This window comes from Streptomyces chlorus (assembly GCF_042655885.1).
GTDB lineage: Bacteria > Actinomycetota > Actinomycetes > Streptomycetales > Streptomycetaceae > Streptomyces > Streptomyces chlorus.
This window is the reverse complement of record NZ_JBHSOA010000061.1, coordinates 1-15,185: the sequence shown is the minus strand read 5'-3', so window position 1 is coordinate 15,185 and position 15,185 is coordinate 1. Positions and strand designations below refer to the sequence as shown.

Here is a 15,185-nt window from a genome sequence, read left to right as displayed (position 1 = left end):
TCCTTCCCGGTCTGCGCAATCTCATTCCTCCGAGATGCAGAAGGAAGCGGATCCGTAATCTGGCTTCTCCGTCTTGTCCGAGTGAAGGTGTGTCAGGGGCGCCTCAGCCTGGATCCACCGATGACCATGGAGGGAAGACTGTGTCCTCCCAGGTCAACCAGTCCTTCGGGTGGTAGTCGATCTTCACCTGAGAGGTGAAGGCGCGGAACGGCTCAATCGGGCCGCTGACCTGGGCGAAGGCTGCTCGGGTCCGGTTTTCTTCGGTGGATTCAGGCTCAGGGATCGGCCTGCCTGCCTCGGGCCGTCGCCTGCCGGAGGCGGGTGGTGGCGAGGTCGATGAGGGTGCGGGTGGCCCGGCTGAGGGTGGTGTTGCGGCGGTGCACGATGGCGAAGTGGTCGTAGAGTCTCGGCCGCAGCGGGGCGGAGTGGAGCCGGTGGGGAAGCTGGCCGGCGAGACGGTGGACGACGCCGCGTGCCGCGATCGTGTCGGCGTGTCCGCGGGCGGCGATCTCCAGCGCGGTCTCGACGTTCTCGACCTCAATGTGCGGCCGCAGTGTGCGGTGCGCCGTCTGTACGGCACGGGTGAGCTGCTGACGGGTGTAGTCCCGTTCGCCCCACGTGGCCTCGGAGAGGACCAGTCTGGCGTCCGCGAGGCGGGCGGGCGTGACGGGACGCCGGGCACGCTCGGGGTCGGAGCTGAGATACACGATCTCGTCGCGGGCCACGGAGCGGACGGTGAGCTGGTGGTCGTCCAGGATCGGGAGCGCCACCAGGCTTGAGGGACCCCGAAGATCCCGGACAGGGACCCAATAGGGTTGTCCTGTAAGGAATCGAGGGAAGAAGCAAGTGGCACGTCCAAGTCCGTACTCGCCGGAGTTCCGCGAAGAAGCGGTCCAGTTGGCATTGAAATCCAGCAAGCCGATCGCTCATGTCGCCCGGGAACTCGAGATGAATTCCGAGACGCTGCGCACGTGGGTGCGCCAGTGAGCTGTTGGACGCCGGCCCGATCAATGCGGGTACCGTCCTCACCCCTGCATGGGAGGAGTACGACCACGTAGCCGCCATCGACGACCAGGGACGCATCGTTCTCGACGGCCAGATTCACGACACGCCCTCTGGAACCGCTAATGCGGCCGGAGCCGGGACCAACGGCTGGACTTTCTGGCTTGCCGACACCCCGGAAGGGCAGGTCTCCCTGGCCGACCTGCGAGCTGCTTCGTCCGAAGAGAGCTGAACGCCGAGCCACGCTTCGGCTGAATGGCGGCGGTGCTTATGAAAGAAGTCGGCCCGGCTGTCGCCGGCCCGGTCGCCCTCGGCGAGTGTTCCGTCGAGCAGGACGTACTCGGGGGCGGTCTCCCGCAGGACCCGCTCTGGCGCACGGACCCGGCAAAGGACCGTGAGTGTCCTCGCCCCGAGCACGCGTCCCACCCCTCTCATCCGATGCGTCGGCGGACCTGGAGGCCGCTCACACCACGTGCTCGTTGACAACGTCAACGTGTAGCCTGTGCGGTGTTCGCGCAGGCCTCGCCTCCCTCGGAAGGTCACCCATGCCGCAGCCCGACCGCCTCCCCGGCACGCCCGAGTTCCGCATCAAGCTGCCCAAGGACGGCGCCGAGGCGCGCGGACATCTGCTCACCGAGTTCGGCGGCAACGGCACGTACAAGTTCCTGCTGCGGGAGGGTTCGGTCGTGACCGCCGAGGCCTGGCCGGGGCTCGGCGACCACGCACGCCGGTTCCGCAAGGAGTTGCACGCCGGCGGCACACTCGTCGACGCCCCCACCGGTCCCGGCCTTCCCAAGGACGCACCGCCGCGCTGGACGGTGACCCGGGGCATCGAGTGCAACTCCTCCTCGGCCGCCGCCGCGCTGGTGTACGGCTACGACGCCTCCGGCCCGGAGTCCTGGCGCACCGCGGAGGGCCATCCGCTCGCCGACTACCTGTCCACCAACTGGCGTGCCCCGCACAAGGCGTGGCTGGTGCGCGGGTCCAATGTCTCGGGGCACAACCTGGTGCGGCGGCTGTGGCTGGAGGAGGGGTTCGTCTCGCTCGCGGGCGCGCATCTGCCGCCCCTGGAGGAGGCCGATCCGACCAAGAGCGCGCTGCGCCGCTTCGTCGAGGAGGGGTACGAGGGGGCGGCCTCGTACCACCAGAAGCAGGGCCTGGTCGACGAGTTGCACGCCTTCCTGACCCAGATGCGCGTCGGCGACACCGTGGCCACCATCGGCGACGGCCGACTCCACGTCGGGCGGATCACCGGGGAGGCCGTGCAGAGCGCGTCGCCGGGCGGGCTGTCCAATCTGCGCCGGACCGTGGCCTGGCAGGCGGCCAGCCACGCGTACGAGGAGCTGCCGGAGGAGGTGCAGCAGAAACTGTCCGTGCAGCACGACGTCGTCGACCTGACCGGTGTCCTGGACGCGCTGGACGGGCTCACCGGACGTACGGAGCCTGTGGACCCGGCGGTGACCGACGGCACCGGCGATCACCCCGTCGTGGAACGGCCGGCGCAACGGGAGCTGAACCTGCCGGACATCACCGAAGCGCTCGCCGCCGCCCTCCTGGTCCACGACCGGGCCTGGCTGGAGGAGATGCGCGAACTCCTCCTCGACGAGAAGCAGATGGTGCTCTACGGCCCGCCGGGTACGGGCAAGACGTACCTGGCGATGAAGCTGGCCGAGTACTTCGGCGGCGGCCCGGAGCAGGTCAAGATCGTGCAGTTCCACCCGTCGTACGCGTACGAGGACTTCTTCGAGGGGTTCCGGCCCGTGGAGGACCCGGAGACGAGGGAGGTGGCGTTCCGGCTGACGGCGGGCCCGCTGCGGGAGCTGGCCGACCTCGCCTCCCGCGAAGGCAACCGTCACATCCCGCACTTCCTGATCATCGACGAGATCAACCGCGCCAATCTGGCGAAAGTGTTCGGCGAGCTGTACTTCCTCCTGGAGTACCGGGACCGGTCCGTCCGTCTCACCTACTCCGGCGACGACTTCCCCCTGCCGCCCAACCTCTTCGTGATCGGCACGATGAACACCGCCGACCGGTCGATCGCCCTGGTCGACGCGGCGATGCGGCGCCGTTTCGCGTTCGTGGAGCTGTCCCCGCGCACCGAACCGACCGCCGGGCTGCTCGCGCGCTGGCTCGAGCGCGAAGGGAGGGACCAGGAGCCCGCCCGCCTCCTCGATGCCCTCAACGCCCGTATCGACGACGCCGACTTCGCCATCGGCCCCTCGTACCTGATGAAGCCGGGCGTGTACCGCGACGGCGGCCTCGAACGGACCTGGCGCACGAAGATCCTGCCGCTGCTCGAGGAGTACCACTACGGCGAAGGAATCGACGTCGCCGCCCGCTACGGCCTCGACGCGCTGCGCGAGCAGCACCCGTGACCGTGCCTGTGCCTGTGTCCGGGCCCGTGCCCGTGCCCGTGTCCGAGGTGGCGCTGCGCGAGTACGGGCCCGCCGTCTCCGTACCGCTGGGTGCCGAGGCCGGGCGGGCCCTTGCCGCCTCCGGCATCCTGGAGAGCGCGACCCCGGATCCCGGCCGGGAAGGGAACTGGTTGCTGCGGGCGGGCAGCCGGGTCGGCGCCGTGCGCACGCCCGGCGGTCCGGTCGTACGGATCATGCCCAAGACCCCGGTGAGCCGGCTGTTCTTCCTGCTCGGGTTCAGTCTCGACCCGGCACGCGCCTGGCGTGACAGCCGGGAGGGCACCGTCGACACCGGTGCGTACGACGACGTCGTCCCCGCGCTCGCGCACGCCGTGGAACGGCAGATCGACGCGGCGCTGCGGCAGGGGGTTCTCCAGGGCTACCGGGAGGTGCAGGAGTCCGCGCTGGTCGTACGCGGGCGGCTGCGCGAGGCCGAGCAGATCCGGCGGCACTTCGGCCGCACCCCGCCCGTGGAGATCTCCTACGACGCGTACACCGCCGACACCGCCGAGAACCGCATCCTGCGCGCCGCCGCCGAGCGGTTGCTGCGGCTGCCGGGCGTTCCCGGTCCCGTCCGGCGGCGCCTGGCCCATCAGCGCGTCCGTCTCGCCGACGCCCTTCCGCTGATACGGGGGCAGGAACTGCCGCGCTGGCAGCCGTCGCGCCTCAACTCCCGCTACCAGCCGGCGCTGCGGCTCGCCGAGGCCGTCCTGCGCGGCTCCTCGCCGGAACACCGGGCCCCCGGGCCCGAACCGCTCGCCGTGGACGGCTTCCTGCTCGACATGAACAAGCTGTTCGAGGACTTCGTCACCGTCGCCCTGCGCGAGGCCCTCCGGGAGCACGGCCTGACCGCGCACCTCCAGGACCCCCACCACCTCGACACCGCGGGTCTCGTACGGATGCGCCCCGACCTCGTCGTCCGCACCGGCGACGGACGTACCCCGCTCGCCGTCGTCGACGCCAAGTACAAGGTCGAGAAGGCCGACGGACTCCTCAACGCCGACCTGTACCAGGCGCTCGCGTACGCCACCGTGCTCGGTCTGCGCGAGGCGCATCTGGTGTACGCGGCCGGACGGCAGCCCGAGCGCTTCCACGAGGTGCGCGGCACTGCGGCGGGGCCGGGCGGACGCGGAGTGCGGCTGTATCAGCACAGCCTCGACCTCTCCCGTCAACCGGACCGGATCCTGTCGCACCTCCGGGAAATCGCAGGACGGCTGGCCGCGGCCGCTCCCCCTTCGCGCTCATGATCGACGCTCGCTCAACGCCGTCCGACGGAAAGGAAGTGCCCCATGCCCCGGCTCGCCTTCGCCCAGAGCTTCTGGGACGGCTACGACACCCTGGAGAAGCCGGTCCGAGCCGGAGTGCGCAAGGCCATGGCGAAATTCCAGGCCATGAGCGTCGCCGAACTCAACGCGGACAAGGGACTGCACCTGGAGTCCGTCCAGAACGCCAGTGACCCGCGGATGCGCACCATACGCATCACCGACTTCTGGCGGGGCGTCGTCCTCGCCCCCGACGACGGCAGCGACATGTTCCTGCTGGTCAACGTCCTGCCGCACGACGACGCCTACACCTGGGCGGCGAAGCGCCTGTACAGCGCGAACTCCGCGACCCGGGCCCTGGAGGTACGCAACGCCGTCGCCCTGGACGAACTGACACCGCTGTACGAGACGGCCTCACGCACGGCTCCCCGGCTGCTGTTCGCGGACGTCTCCGACGGCACGCTGCGCGAACTCGGCATCGACGGCCAGGTGCTGCGCGCCGCACGTTCCCTGGTGGACAAGGCCCAACTGGAGGCCTTCTCCACGCTTCTGCCGGAGGATCAACTGGAGGTGCTGCAGTACCTCGCCGAAGGCTTCGGCCCGGAAGAGGTCTACCGGGATGTCGTGGCCGTCCGCCGGCCGGCCGACGCGCCCGCCGAGCCGGTCGAGGACCTGGCCACGGTGATCGCCAACACTTCCGCACGCATCCGCCTGGTCACCGGGCCGCAGGAGCTGGAGGAGGTCCTGGAGAAGCCGTTCGCGGCCTGGCGGGTCTTCCTCCATCCCTCCCAGCGGCGCGTCGCCCACCGCACCTCGTACGGGGGTCCCGTCCAGGTCACCGGCGGACCCGGGACGGGCAAGACGGTGGCCGCCCTGCACCGGGTCAAGCACCTGCTCGGCCGTTCCGAGGACGGCCGCGTCCTGCTCACCACGTACACGAACGCGCTCGCCGCCGGACTGCGCGAGATGCTCGGCCTGCTCCTCGACGAGGACGAGAAGCTGCTGGCGCGGGTCGACGTGACGACGGTCGACGCCTACGCGCACGGCGTCGTGCGCGCGAAGTCGGCGGCGGCGCCCAAGCCGATCGGGGACCGGGAGCAACGGCAGTTGTGGGAGAAGGCCGTCAAGCAACTCGGTCTGCCGTTCACCGACCGGTTCCTGGCCCAGGAGTACCGGCACGTCGTGCTCGGCCAGGACCTGCGCGATCTCGACGCCTACCTCGGCGCGAGCCGCCGCGGCCGCGGCACCGGCCTCGGCCCCACGCGCCGCCGGGAGGTGTGGAGCGGCGTGGAGCGGTTCGAGCAGTTCCTGCGCGACCGCGGCGAGACCACACACCTGCGGGTCTGCGCCCGCGCGGCGGAGTTCATCGCCGGTGAGCCGGCTCCGTACGCCCATGTCGTCGTCGACGAGGCACAGGACCTGCACCCCGCGCAGTGGCGTGTGCTGCGCGCCGCCGTACCTCCCGGCCCCGACGACCTGTTCGTCACGGGCGACCCCCATCAGCGGATCTACGACTCGCGGGTGTCGCTCGGCTCCCTGGGCATCGCCACGGCCGGCCGCAGCTTCCGGCTGCGCGTCAACTACCGCTCCACCGAGGAGATCCTCGCCTGGTCGGCGCGGCTCCTCGCGCCCGTCACCATCGACGCGCTCGAAGGTGAGGGAACGGACTCGCTGGCGGGGTACCGCTCCCTGCTGCACGGGCGCCATCCCCAGGCGCAGGGGTACGCGACCCGGCAGGAGGAGACCGAGGTCCTGGTGAACCGGGTCCGGGCGCTGCTCGACGAGGGCCTCGCACCGCACGAGATCGGCGTGTGCGCACGCTTCAACCTCTCCCTGGACGCGGCCGAGGAGAAACTGAAGGCCGCCGGCATCCCGGTGCTGCGGGTCAAAGGACAGACCGCGCGGGGGACCGAAGGGGTACGGCTGGCGACGATGCACGCGATGAAGGGGCTGGAGTTCCGGGCGGTGTCCGTCCTCGGCGTCAACGAGGGCTCCGTCCCGTTCGCCCGGGAGATCACCCCACGCGAGGCGGACTCGCTGCAACACGACGCCGACCTGCTCCGGGAACGCTGCCTCCTCTTCGTCGCCTGCACGCGCGCCCGCGAAGCGCTGAGTGTGACGTGGAGCGGAGCTCCGAGCCCGTTTCTGCCACCCGCCGCTTGATCGGCCGGCCGACGCACGCGCCGATGCGGACGGGTGCGGGCCGGTGCGGGGCGCCCACCAGGGGTGCCCCACGCCGTCCTCACTCCTCCGGTACCAGGGCACCCGCGGCAAGGCCGTCACGGGCGACTTCGGCGAGCTGCCGACTCAGCTCGTCGACCTTGCGCATGCCTTCCTCGAACGCGGACAGGGCCCGGAAGGCAGTGCCGTACCGACGCTGTTCGTCGATGCCCATGCGGGGGATACGGGAGCCCCTGCCGTCAAGGCGGTAGGTACCGCTGGCGCTTGTGGACCGGCGGGCGTTGGCGGAGCTGCGCAGGAATCCCTGCAGATAGTCCGTGTCGAGCTGCTCGCTGGTCGAGACCGGCTCCGGACCGTCGTACGTGACGAGTCCGGCGCGGGCGAGATCCGCGACGCTGGTGGTGGCACCGTCCAGTGAGCCCGGTTCGCCGCCCGGCACAAGGTCGGGCAGAAGTGTGGCGAGTCGACGGACCTGGTCCTCCAGTTCCTCGCGCAGGGCTGCGTATTCGCCGGGATAGTCGCGGTGCCGGGACCGGAGATGGTTGCCGGGGGTCAGGTCGACGGTCTCGTCGAGGAGTTCGATCAGCGGCACGTCGGCGACCTGGTCGGGGCGTGGTTCCAGGCTCCCGTCGGGGCTGTCGCCGGTCAAGTCGACCATGCGCACGGTCTGGTTCGTATCCGCAGCTCCCGCGTTCTCGGGGCGCCTCAGACACCACAGATGAACGGGCAGGGCGTGAGAGGTCGCCGTCCCTGGCGGCAGGGCGACCACTTGGCGCACGATCCCCCGGCGTACGAGCTCTGCCCGGATGCGGCGGCCTGCCTTGCGGTAGGCGACCGAGGCGGGCATGACCATGAGAACCTGGCCGCCGGGCGCGGTGTGCGCATAGGCGTGCTGGAGCCACGCCAGCTCCCCTTCGGCCTTGGACGGGGTACCGAGTTCCCAGCGGGAGTCGAGCAGCAATTCCTCTCGCCCCCACTCGGTCACGCCGGTCGGCGGGTCGCAGACGACCAGGTCCGCCTTGAGATCCGGCCATTGGTCCGCGCGCAGGGAATCACCTGCCGCGATGCGCACGCCCGATCGGCCCAGGAGGTCGGCGCGGAGCTGCGCGAAGCGGGCACTGTCGGCATCCGTCTCCTGGCCGCAGCAGCGCATTCCCGCTTCGGAGGCGACGGACAGGAGCAGTACCCCGATGCCGCAGGCGGGATCGAAAACCGTGGCGTCGGCCTGCAGTTCGGGAGCGAAGTGACACATGGCACGCACCACGCGCTCGGAAGTCACCTGGTCCGATCCCGCACGCCGAGCGGAGTCGATGAATCGTTCCGTCAGTGCCTTCACAAGGTCGACGGGCGCTTCGGTCCGGGCGAGCTCTTGCACACGGGTGGCGACGTCATCCGGCAGGCCCTGCTCACTTTCTCCGGCCAGCACCGAGGCCACCTCTGCCAGACCCGCGACCATCTGTTCCCCGTAGGCGGTTCGCATGGCCTGCCACAGCTCGACCTCGGGCGACACCTCTTGGCCTTTGCGCTGCTTGTCCAGCCATTCCTGGACCTCGGCGAGCGCGTAGAGCGGACTGTTCGCAGCGCCTCCCGCCGCAGCGGGGAAGTCGTCATACCGCCGCCGCCAGTTGGAGACAGCGGCCCGAGTGACCCCGGCCAACCGGGCGATCTCGGAGCCAGTGACAAGAGGGCCTACCGGTGGGACGGTATTGTCCTTCATACCCCCAGCGTACACGGATCGCAAACCTCCCTCCCGCGTGAAACCTGTTGACAGAGGAAACACTGAATTCTCTCGTGCCTGACGTGCACTGGTTTCGCCTGAGTTCAGTACGACGCACCCAGCTCACACCCCACACCCCACACCCGGGCAGCCGCGTAACGGACATGCCGGAGCCGCACACGCGGCTCCTGGCGGATGTGATCGCGCTCGGTTCCCCGTACCCCTGGCCCTCACCGGCAGGTATGCCGTGCGAGCGCACCACCTCGTGAACCGTCCCAGCCAGGACCTCGATGCCGCCACCGAGAACCCCGCACCCGTGGCCGACATCGCCGCCGCAGGGGGTTCCCCCCCATCCCTGGGTGATCGGCTTGAGGGCATGGAAGTAGCGGAAGATGCTGCGGTAGCTGCGGCCCGCGTGCTCCCACGTGCCCTCGCCGCGCACGACCTTGATCCAGGCCCTCAGCTCCTGCGCGATCGTCTGGGGCAGAGCGGCGAGCTCCTCTTCCAGCCTCATCTGGTGCGTGTCGCGGCGGAACTCCGGGTCCGGGGTCAGCAGCCCTCGGGCTTCGAGGAACTGGGTGACGCGCATGCCGTTGCGTCGGCAGCGGCAACGGCGAGCAGTGGGGCTGTTCGCCCGGCCGCCCTGTGGTTCATCGGCTGGTTCGCCGGCTCCGGGGCAACCAAGATCGTCCGACCGTCCTGCCCACGCCGCCACGAGAGGAAGGCCCCGGCCGGAATCGGGGTCAAGGCCCGGCTTCCGAGGCCGGGCGAAGCACCGGTACGGGTTGGGGTTTGTCGGCCGTCAGCGGTGAAGGGATGCCGAGCCGCTGTTCGGTGCTGTTCCGGCGGGGCGGCCTGTTACGCCCGAGGCGTTCGTGAGCGTCGGCGAAGTGCCCGGCAACGGCCGCGGAGACCGTCGAGAGGTCCAGGGCCAAGGCGAAGCCGACGATGATCTCCGCCAGCCGGACGGCGCTTCCCCGGCCGGTACACCCCATCGCTTTCAAGAGTTCGTGCTGCGTGGGCAGGTGGGTGCCGCCCCCGACCGTGCCGAGTGCCAGGCCGGGCAGGGTCATACTCGCGTAGATGCCGTCCCGCGTGCGTTCGAGGATGAACTGCCCCACACTCGACTCGTGAACGCAGGCGATGTCCTGGCCCGTCGCCGTGAAGATCGCCGCCACGATATTGGCGGTGTTCGCGTTGGACCCCAGGACCCCGCTGTGGACTGCTCCGGCCGTGATGTGCTGGTACCCCGTGACCAGCTCGTCGGGGGTGGTCCTCAGGACCCGTTGGACGACCCCCGCCGGCAGAAGGCAGTCGGCCGCCACCCTGATTCCACGGCCTTCTGCCACAGCCTGGGCTGACGCCTTCTTGTCTCCGGATGTGTTCCCTTCGATGATGAAGGATTCAAGCTCCTCGTCCGCGACCAGGTGCGGCTGTTGCAGGATCCACTGACACGCGTGCCAGGTGCAGGCAGTCGTCATGTTCTGCCCTGCCGCGTCCCCGGTGGTGTACCTGAACCTCAGGTGAACGGTCCTGCCCAGGACCACGGGCTCGATCGAGATGAGCGCGGCGTGGTGGGACACCTGCCGGATGATCGTGCGGAGGTCGCCGAGGTGCTGGAGGATCGCCGAGGCGAAGCGGCCGGCGCCGGCCAGTCGGGAGAACGCGAAGACAGGAGCACGCGTCATCGCTTGCAGGGCGGCGCGTGTGCTGACGCCGCCCGCCATGGTGGCGGCCAGGGCTCCCCGCGTCGCCGACGAGACCAGGGCTCCTTCCGTGGTGGCCATGGGAGCGTAGACCTCACCCTGGACGTTCGTCCCGCAGAACAGCAAGGGTCCGGCCACGCCGACCGGGATTTCGACGGTGCCGACGAGCCCCTCGATATTGCCGGTCAGCTTGTCGGCGTCAAGCCGTGTGTGTTGCAGGGAGTCCAGCGCCGACCGGGTCATGGAGCGGAGCCAGTTCAGCCGCTGAAGTCGCGCCGCCTCCGTGTAGAGCCCCCGGGCAGGCACGTACCGTCCTGGGGGCCGTGACGGACGGGGCAGGCCCGGGCTTTCTCCAGAACTCATACGACATCGCTTTCCTCTGTGGCGGGCGTCGGCCCGATGGGTTGCTTCGGGGATGACGGTCCCCGGTCGTGCCGGGGGGACGAGCACGACCTCAGTGGCGGTCGGCAGGACGGCCGGGGCGACTGCATCAGCGCCCGGCCCGTGCCGACCCGGCCCGTTGTTCGCAGGTGTCGTCGCGGTACGCGGGGGCACCGGTTCAACGTGGTCACCGACCCCACGAAGCCTGGCACACGTGGTCCCGCAACCGGGCCTGGCGGACGGTGTGCCGAGTCGGCCCTTCGGTGACGGCCGCGACGGGCACCCCACTGACGACTCCTGCCCGATGCCTTGTCCTGGCCACGCTCGAACCACTCCCCCATTCCCACCCCGACGCGCGGTGGCAGCCCCGGCACCGGCTCAACGACACCTTGACCCCATTGGTTACGCACACAGGACGGCGCCGAGGTGTCCCGGTTCCCGTCGAGTCGTCCCGTTCCCGGCCAAGCCCCTGACCACCGGGGGAGAGTGCCACAGGGGCCGCCGGGTGGATCGGGCTCCGCGGCGGGGAAGCTCAGAAGGCGCTGTCACGTTGTTGAGAGTGTGAGTGCCTGACGGTGTGTGGGGTGTGGTGAGGCCGGGTTCCGGCTCCCTGCTCAGGCCGCGGCAGGCAGGCCGGCGACGCCGGTGACCTGATCCCAGATGGCAAAGCGGGTGGTCATCTCGGCGCGGTATTCGGTGGCGGTCATCAGGTGGTGGCGGGGTCGGAAGTGGGGTGAGATGCCGCTGAACGCGGCCAGGAACTGCTGGGCTCCGCCGACCGAGCGGAAGCCTTTCATCGCGCGTTCACGCTGCCTCGTCGGCTGATGACTGTTCTCGGCCCGGTTGTTCAGGCCCTTGTGGGAACGGTGCTCGACCGAGGGCATGACCTCTCGGTGGGCCGCGCCGTAGGAGCGCAGCTTGTCCGTGACGATCACCCGTGGCACCGTGCGGGTCGTCTTCAGCAGGCGGCGGAAGAACCGCCGGGCCGCGGCGGTGTCCCGCCGGTTCTGGAGAAGGATGTCCAGGACGGTGCCGTCGGCGTCCACGGCCCGCCACAGGTACTTCTGCTCGCCGTTGATCTTCACGAAGACCTCGTCCAGGTGCCACTTGTCGCCCGGCTGCACACGCCGGCGGCGCAGGCCGTTGGCGTAGGCCGTTGGCGTAGGCCTGCCCGAACTTCGCACACCAGCGGCGGACCGTCTCGTGGGAGACGAGCACACCGCGCTCGAGCATCAGCTCTTCGACCTCGCGGAACGACAGCGGGAAGCGGTGGTACAGCCACACACAGTACGCGATGATCTCCACCGGGTACCGGTGCCCCTTGTACGACGGCGACGCGGACGACACGAGCGATCCCCCTGTCCAGCACGATCAACTCCAAGATCATCCCAGGCCGGTCAGCCAACGTGACAACGCCTTCCGCCTCTATCACCAGCCCGCCCGGCTCGCCCACCACGCGCGCCGCCATCACCTCCGCCTGGACCCGTCCTGGCGCTGGACCAGCGCATTCGTCCTGGCCTGGAAGCGGCTGACCGACCTGCCCGCCGTCACCTGACCACAGGGCCACCCATCCGGACGAAGACCAGAACGGAGAGACAAAGCAGTCTCCGGCCCGTGGAACCCGGCGCACCCGCAGCGACACGCGATGGCCCACCCTCAACCAGCGAGGGACATTACGGGCGAACCACCGAGCCGATCAGCGACACGGACCCGCTGAAGAATCGAGGCTGGTGTCACCACTACAGAAACCAGTGACATTGAGATGCAGATTCGCACGCGGGTCCGGTTCCCCAATTCCAGAGCATCAGTCCGTGTCGTAGCAGAGCAAGAGGCTCAGATAGTGGCCTCTCGGACTGAGCGCGCCGATGGCAAAATGCTGATACACCCAATACGTGCCGAACGATTGATCAAACGAAAGCCAATGCCACCGGGCGGCGAGTTCGTTGACCCGTACTACGGGAGTGTCTAGGGGTGCGCGTATCAGACCCGCGATGGACTGCCAGACGGCGGCTCGGCCGTACGCTCCTTTCATTCCCTGCGTGTAGGAGCCACGCCGGTAGGTTACGTGTAGCAGCATCTCATACACATCCGAAAAGCTAATGTGCATTCCCTTTTCTATCTCGCGCCAGCTTCCGTCGGGCAGATAGCGGTTCGCGCCAACCGGGACGAGCTCCTCCAAGGCCAAAGGCTCGGCCGCTTGCAGGAGCAGCACCTTGGGAGACCCATTCCAGTGCTCCACGAAGGCGCCGATAGCTTGCCTCTGCTCACGGGTTGCGGTATCACGGCAAGTCACAAACTTCGCGGAGCCGCGACCGCAGGACTCGGTCTGCGGATCTGGAATGTAATAATTATTGGGCAGCGGGCCGTCCGTCCAATACGATGAGCCGATGGACTCCCGATTCAGACCGTCCGTCCAGTGCAACGAGCCGGTGGACTGCCAATTCCGACTGTCCCTCCAGTGCGATGGGTTGACGGACTCCCGATAATTAGTGGCTGTCTGACGTTCCGCCCTCGTAAGCTTCATCGGCAGAAACGCCAAGGGGTGCTCGAGCTGCTGCAATGACCGTAGGCAGTCGTTCACAGCCAGGTTGTTCCTCAAGCAGGCCCCGCGGAGTAGCAGCTCCTGGGTTAAACATGCGAGGAATTCAGCCCAGGAGTCACGCCGCACGGGCACCAGCTCGAAGAGCGGCAGGAGCTGCTGAGGCATCCATCTGTCGGCCAGCTGCACAGCAAGGTCCCGGGCCTCATGTATCTCCCGGTACTCCTGCACGATACTCACCAGTGAATCTATGTCGCTCGGCACACGGGCCGGCTTACGATCGTAGGCCATAACAGCGATCCTACGTCCTGCCACGGTCGTCGAAAAACCCTTATTGCTGCCACCGCGAGGGAATTGAGGTTTTCTCAACGAAATGGTGCCTCATGCACGGCAGCTGTAGTTCGTAACGTGTGAGGTTCCTGATCATGTGGTGGCCGCTGCGGTGATCTCGTTCCAGCGGCGGTGGCAGGCCGTCGCGCGATGCTGATGATGGCGGCGCCACCATGACCAACGCAGGGCGTGTGCCGGATCGGTGTCCTGGCGGAGACGGGGCAAGGCGAAGACCCGGAGCAGGGCGAGGAGTTCACGCGGGCTGACGGGCACCACGGCCATGCCGTCGTCGGGGTCGGTGGGGTTGCGTTGCCGCTCGTGTAGGGCGCCGACGGCGAGGAGTGCGTAGGCGGTTACCGCGGGGGACCTTTCCGGTGCTGAGGCCACCCTTGATCAACTACTCGAACGCTGTCTACGAGTGCTCGGTCCCGACCACCCTGACACGCTGCAGACCCGACACACCTTGGCACGGCACCAAGGGGAGGCAGGGGGCACCGGAGCGAGCAGCAACCAGCTTTCAGGAGTTGTTGGTCGATCGGGTGAGGGTGCTGGGAGCAGACCACCCCGCCACCCTCAGAACCCGGAGCAACCTTGCTCACTGGCGGGGTGAGGCCGGGGACGAGGCAGGCGCCGCGGCAGACTTCGATCGGCTGCTGACTGACCGCAAGCGGGTCCTGGGCGCCGATCACCCTGCCACCCTCACCGCTCGGGAACGCCTCGCCTACTGGCGGGGAAGGGCGGAGGGTGCGGACGTCCATCTATCGACCGATTGACGAGCAAGATCGACAAGCGAGGGCTCACGGCCGGATCGGCACCGGATCATGCCCATAAAACGGTGTCAAAAAGTCGACGTGCCCAAGAACTTGAGGAGCACCCTTTTCTGTACGACCTGGCGGGTGCAGCCACCCCAAGACGACGACACCGCCGATCTGCTCGCCCCCGTACCGGCCGTACGGACCGGCGACCTCGTGGGATACGCACGCGTGTCCACCAAGGGGCAGTTGCTCGACCGGCAGATCCACGCACTTACCGAAGCAGGGTGCATCCGGATCTTCGCCGACAAGAAGTCCGGCAAGAACGCCGAACGCGAGGAACTGTGGAAGGCCCTCGACTACCTACGCGAGGGCGACACCCTCGTCGTCCCGTCGCTGGACCGGCTCGGCCGTTCCATCCAGGACCTCATCGCGATCGTGTCCGGCCTGCGCAAGCGTGGCGTCGGCTTCACCTCGCTGCACGAGGCGCTCGACACGACCACGCCCGCGGACACCTGGTCTTCCACGTGTTCGCGGCCCTGGCGGAGTTCATTCGCGAACTCATCGTGCAGGGAACCAACGAGGGCCTGGACGCCGCTCGCGCCCGCGGCGCCCGACTCGGCCGCCCGCCGGCGATGACGGAGGAGCAGGTACGTCACGCCCGCGACCTGCTCGCCCGCCCGGAGAACACCGTCACCTCGATCGCGAAGCTCCTCGGCGTCTCCAGGAACACGATCTACAACTACGTGCCCGAGCTGAAGGGCGGTCGCCCCGCACTCGCCGAAGCGACGAGCACGCCGAAACTACCCCAACCCACCAGGTCCGAGGACTGATCACTGCCGTTTGCGGCTGGGTCGGGTCGGGCCGGGGCGCGGTACTGGCCTTGCGACCAGCCCGTTTC

Annotated in this window: 13 protein-coding genes and 3 pseudogenes; 9 read left to right on the top strand and 7 right to left on the bottom strand. The window is 68.8% G+C overall.

Annotated elements, in window-relative coordinates; all coding sequences use genetic code 11:
* Positions 1-275: 275 nt before the first annotated feature.
* Entirely contained in the window at positions 276-770 is a 495-nt protein-coding gene (locus ACFPZI_RS25570) for a LysR family transcriptional regulator substrate-binding protein (RefSeq protein WP_350847826.1), read from the bottom strand.
* Positions 771-846: 76 nt separating this feature from the next.
* On the opposite strand from ACFPZI_RS25570, the gene ACFPZI_RS25565 reads away from it, so the two are divergent.
* Positions 847-987 carry a transposase gene (locus tag ACFPZI_RS25565; protein WP_326756126.1) on the top strand — a complete coding sequence of 47 codons (141 nt, stop codon included), beginning with the start codon at positions 847-849 and terminating at the stop codon, positions 985-987.
* A 4-nt stretch (positions 988-991) separates the two neighbouring features.
* Positions 992-1,234 (top strand): restriction system modified-DNA reader domain-containing protein, encoded by a 243-nt coding sequence (locus ACFPZI_RS25560; protein ID WP_055626559.1) that lies wholly within the window; start codon positions 992-994, stop codon positions 1,232-1,234.
* A 23-nt stretch (positions 1,235-1,257) separates the two neighbouring features.
* Here ACFPZI_RS25560 and ACFPZI_RS25555 read toward each other — a convergent pair.
* Positions 1,258-1,392: pseudogene (locus ACFPZI_RS25555) on the bottom strand (IS5/IS1182 family transposase); the annotation flags it as partial.
* A 155-nt stretch (positions 1,393-1,547) separates the two neighbouring features.
* Between ACFPZI_RS25555 and ACFPZI_RS25550 the strand changes: the two are divergent.
* Genes ACFPZI_RS25550 through ACFPZI_RS25540 form a run of 3 tightly spaced genes read left to right on the top strand, consistent with a single transcriptional unit; the run spans position 1,548 to position 6,841 of the window.
* The gene (locus ACFPZI_RS25550) at positions 1,548-3,377 is read left to right on the top strand and encodes an AAA family ATPase (RefSeq protein WP_381367324.1); all 1,830 of its coding nucleotides are present in this window, start codon (positions 1,548-1,550) and stop codon (positions 3,375-3,377) included.
* Positions 3,378-3,391: 14 nt separating this feature from the next.
* Positions 3,392-4,663, top strand: coding sequence for an McrC family protein (locus ACFPZI_RS25545; RefSeq protein WP_381367321.1), 1,272 nt, complete (start codon positions 3,392-3,394; stop codon positions 4,661-4,663).
* A 42-nt stretch (positions 4,664-4,705) separates the two neighbouring features.
* Positions 4,706-6,841: a UvrD-helicase domain-containing protein gene (locus ACFPZI_RS25540; protein ID WP_381367318.1), complete on the top strand. Its 2,136-nt coding sequence runs from the start codon at positions 4,706-4,708 to the stop codon at positions 6,839-6,841.
* A 79-nt stretch (positions 6,842-6,920) separates the two neighbouring features.
* Here the strand turns inward: ACFPZI_RS25540 and ACFPZI_RS25535 are convergent, their stop codons facing one another.
* The 3 genes and pseudogenes from ACFPZI_RS25535 to ACFPZI_RS25525 form a co-directional block, all read right to left on the bottom strand.
* Positions 6,921-8,576: an HsdM family class I SAM-dependent methyltransferase gene (locus ACFPZI_RS25535; protein ID WP_381367315.1), complete on the bottom strand. Its 1,656-nt coding sequence runs from the start codon at positions 8,574-8,576 to the stop codon at positions 6,921-6,923.
* Positions 8,577-9,319: 743 nt separating this feature from the next.
* On the bottom strand, positions 9,320-10,588 hold the full coding sequence (locus ACFPZI_RS25530) for a hydroxymethylglutaryl-CoA reductase (protein ID WP_381367312.1): 1,269 nt from the start codon (positions 10,586-10,588) through the stop codon (positions 9,320-9,322).
* 689 nt (positions 10,589-11,277) lie between these two features.
* Positions 11,278-12,010 (bottom strand): annotated as a pseudogene (locus ACFPZI_RS25525) (IS6 family transposase).
* Between ACFPZI_RS25525 and ACFPZI_RS25520 the strand changes: the two are divergent.
* Positions 11,958-12,218 (top strand): hypothetical protein, encoded by a 261-nt coding sequence (locus ACFPZI_RS25520; protein ID WP_381368109.1) that lies wholly within the window; start codon positions 11,958-11,960, stop codon positions 12,216-12,218. The pseudogene ACFPZI_RS25525 and the gene ACFPZI_RS25520 overlap by 53 nt on opposite strands.
* Before the next feature lie 249 nt (positions 12,219-12,467).
* Here ACFPZI_RS25520 and ACFPZI_RS25515 read toward each other — a convergent pair whose 3' ends face one another.
* Together ACFPZI_RS25515 and ACFPZI_RS25510 are read right to left on the bottom strand one after the other, a co-directional pair.
* Positions 12,468-13,493, bottom strand: coding sequence for a DUF6183 family protein (locus tag ACFPZI_RS25515; RefSeq protein ID WP_381367309.1), 1,026 nt, complete (start codon positions 13,491-13,493; stop codon positions 12,468-12,470).
* A gap of 132 nt (positions 13,494-13,625) precedes the next feature.
* Positions 13,626-13,919: a hypothetical protein gene (locus ACFPZI_RS25510; RefSeq protein ID WP_381367306.1), complete on the bottom strand. Its 294-nt coding sequence runs from the start codon at positions 13,917-13,919 to the stop codon at positions 13,626-13,628.
* 50 nt (positions 13,920-13,969) lie between these two features.
* Between ACFPZI_RS25510 and ACFPZI_RS25505 the strand changes: the two genes are divergently transcribed.
* From ACFPZI_RS25505 to ACFPZI_RS37310, 3 genes and pseudogenes are all read left to right on the top strand, one after another.
* Entirely contained in the window at positions 13,970-14,305 is a 336-nt protein-coding gene (locus ACFPZI_RS25505) for a tetratricopeptide repeat protein (RefSeq protein WP_381368066.1), read from the top strand.
* Between the two features lie 48 nt (positions 14,306-14,353).
* Positions 14,354-14,838 (top strand): annotated as a pseudogene (locus ACFPZI_RS37315) (recombinase family protein); the annotation flags it as partial.
* Positions 14,839-14,919: 81 nt separating this feature from the next.
* A complete protein-coding gene (locus ACFPZI_RS37310) occupies positions 14,920-15,117 on the top strand; it encodes a helix-turn-helix domain-containing protein (RefSeq protein WP_461111605.1) in 198 nt (65 codons plus the stop codon).
* Positions 15,118-15,185 lie beyond the last annotated feature (68 nt).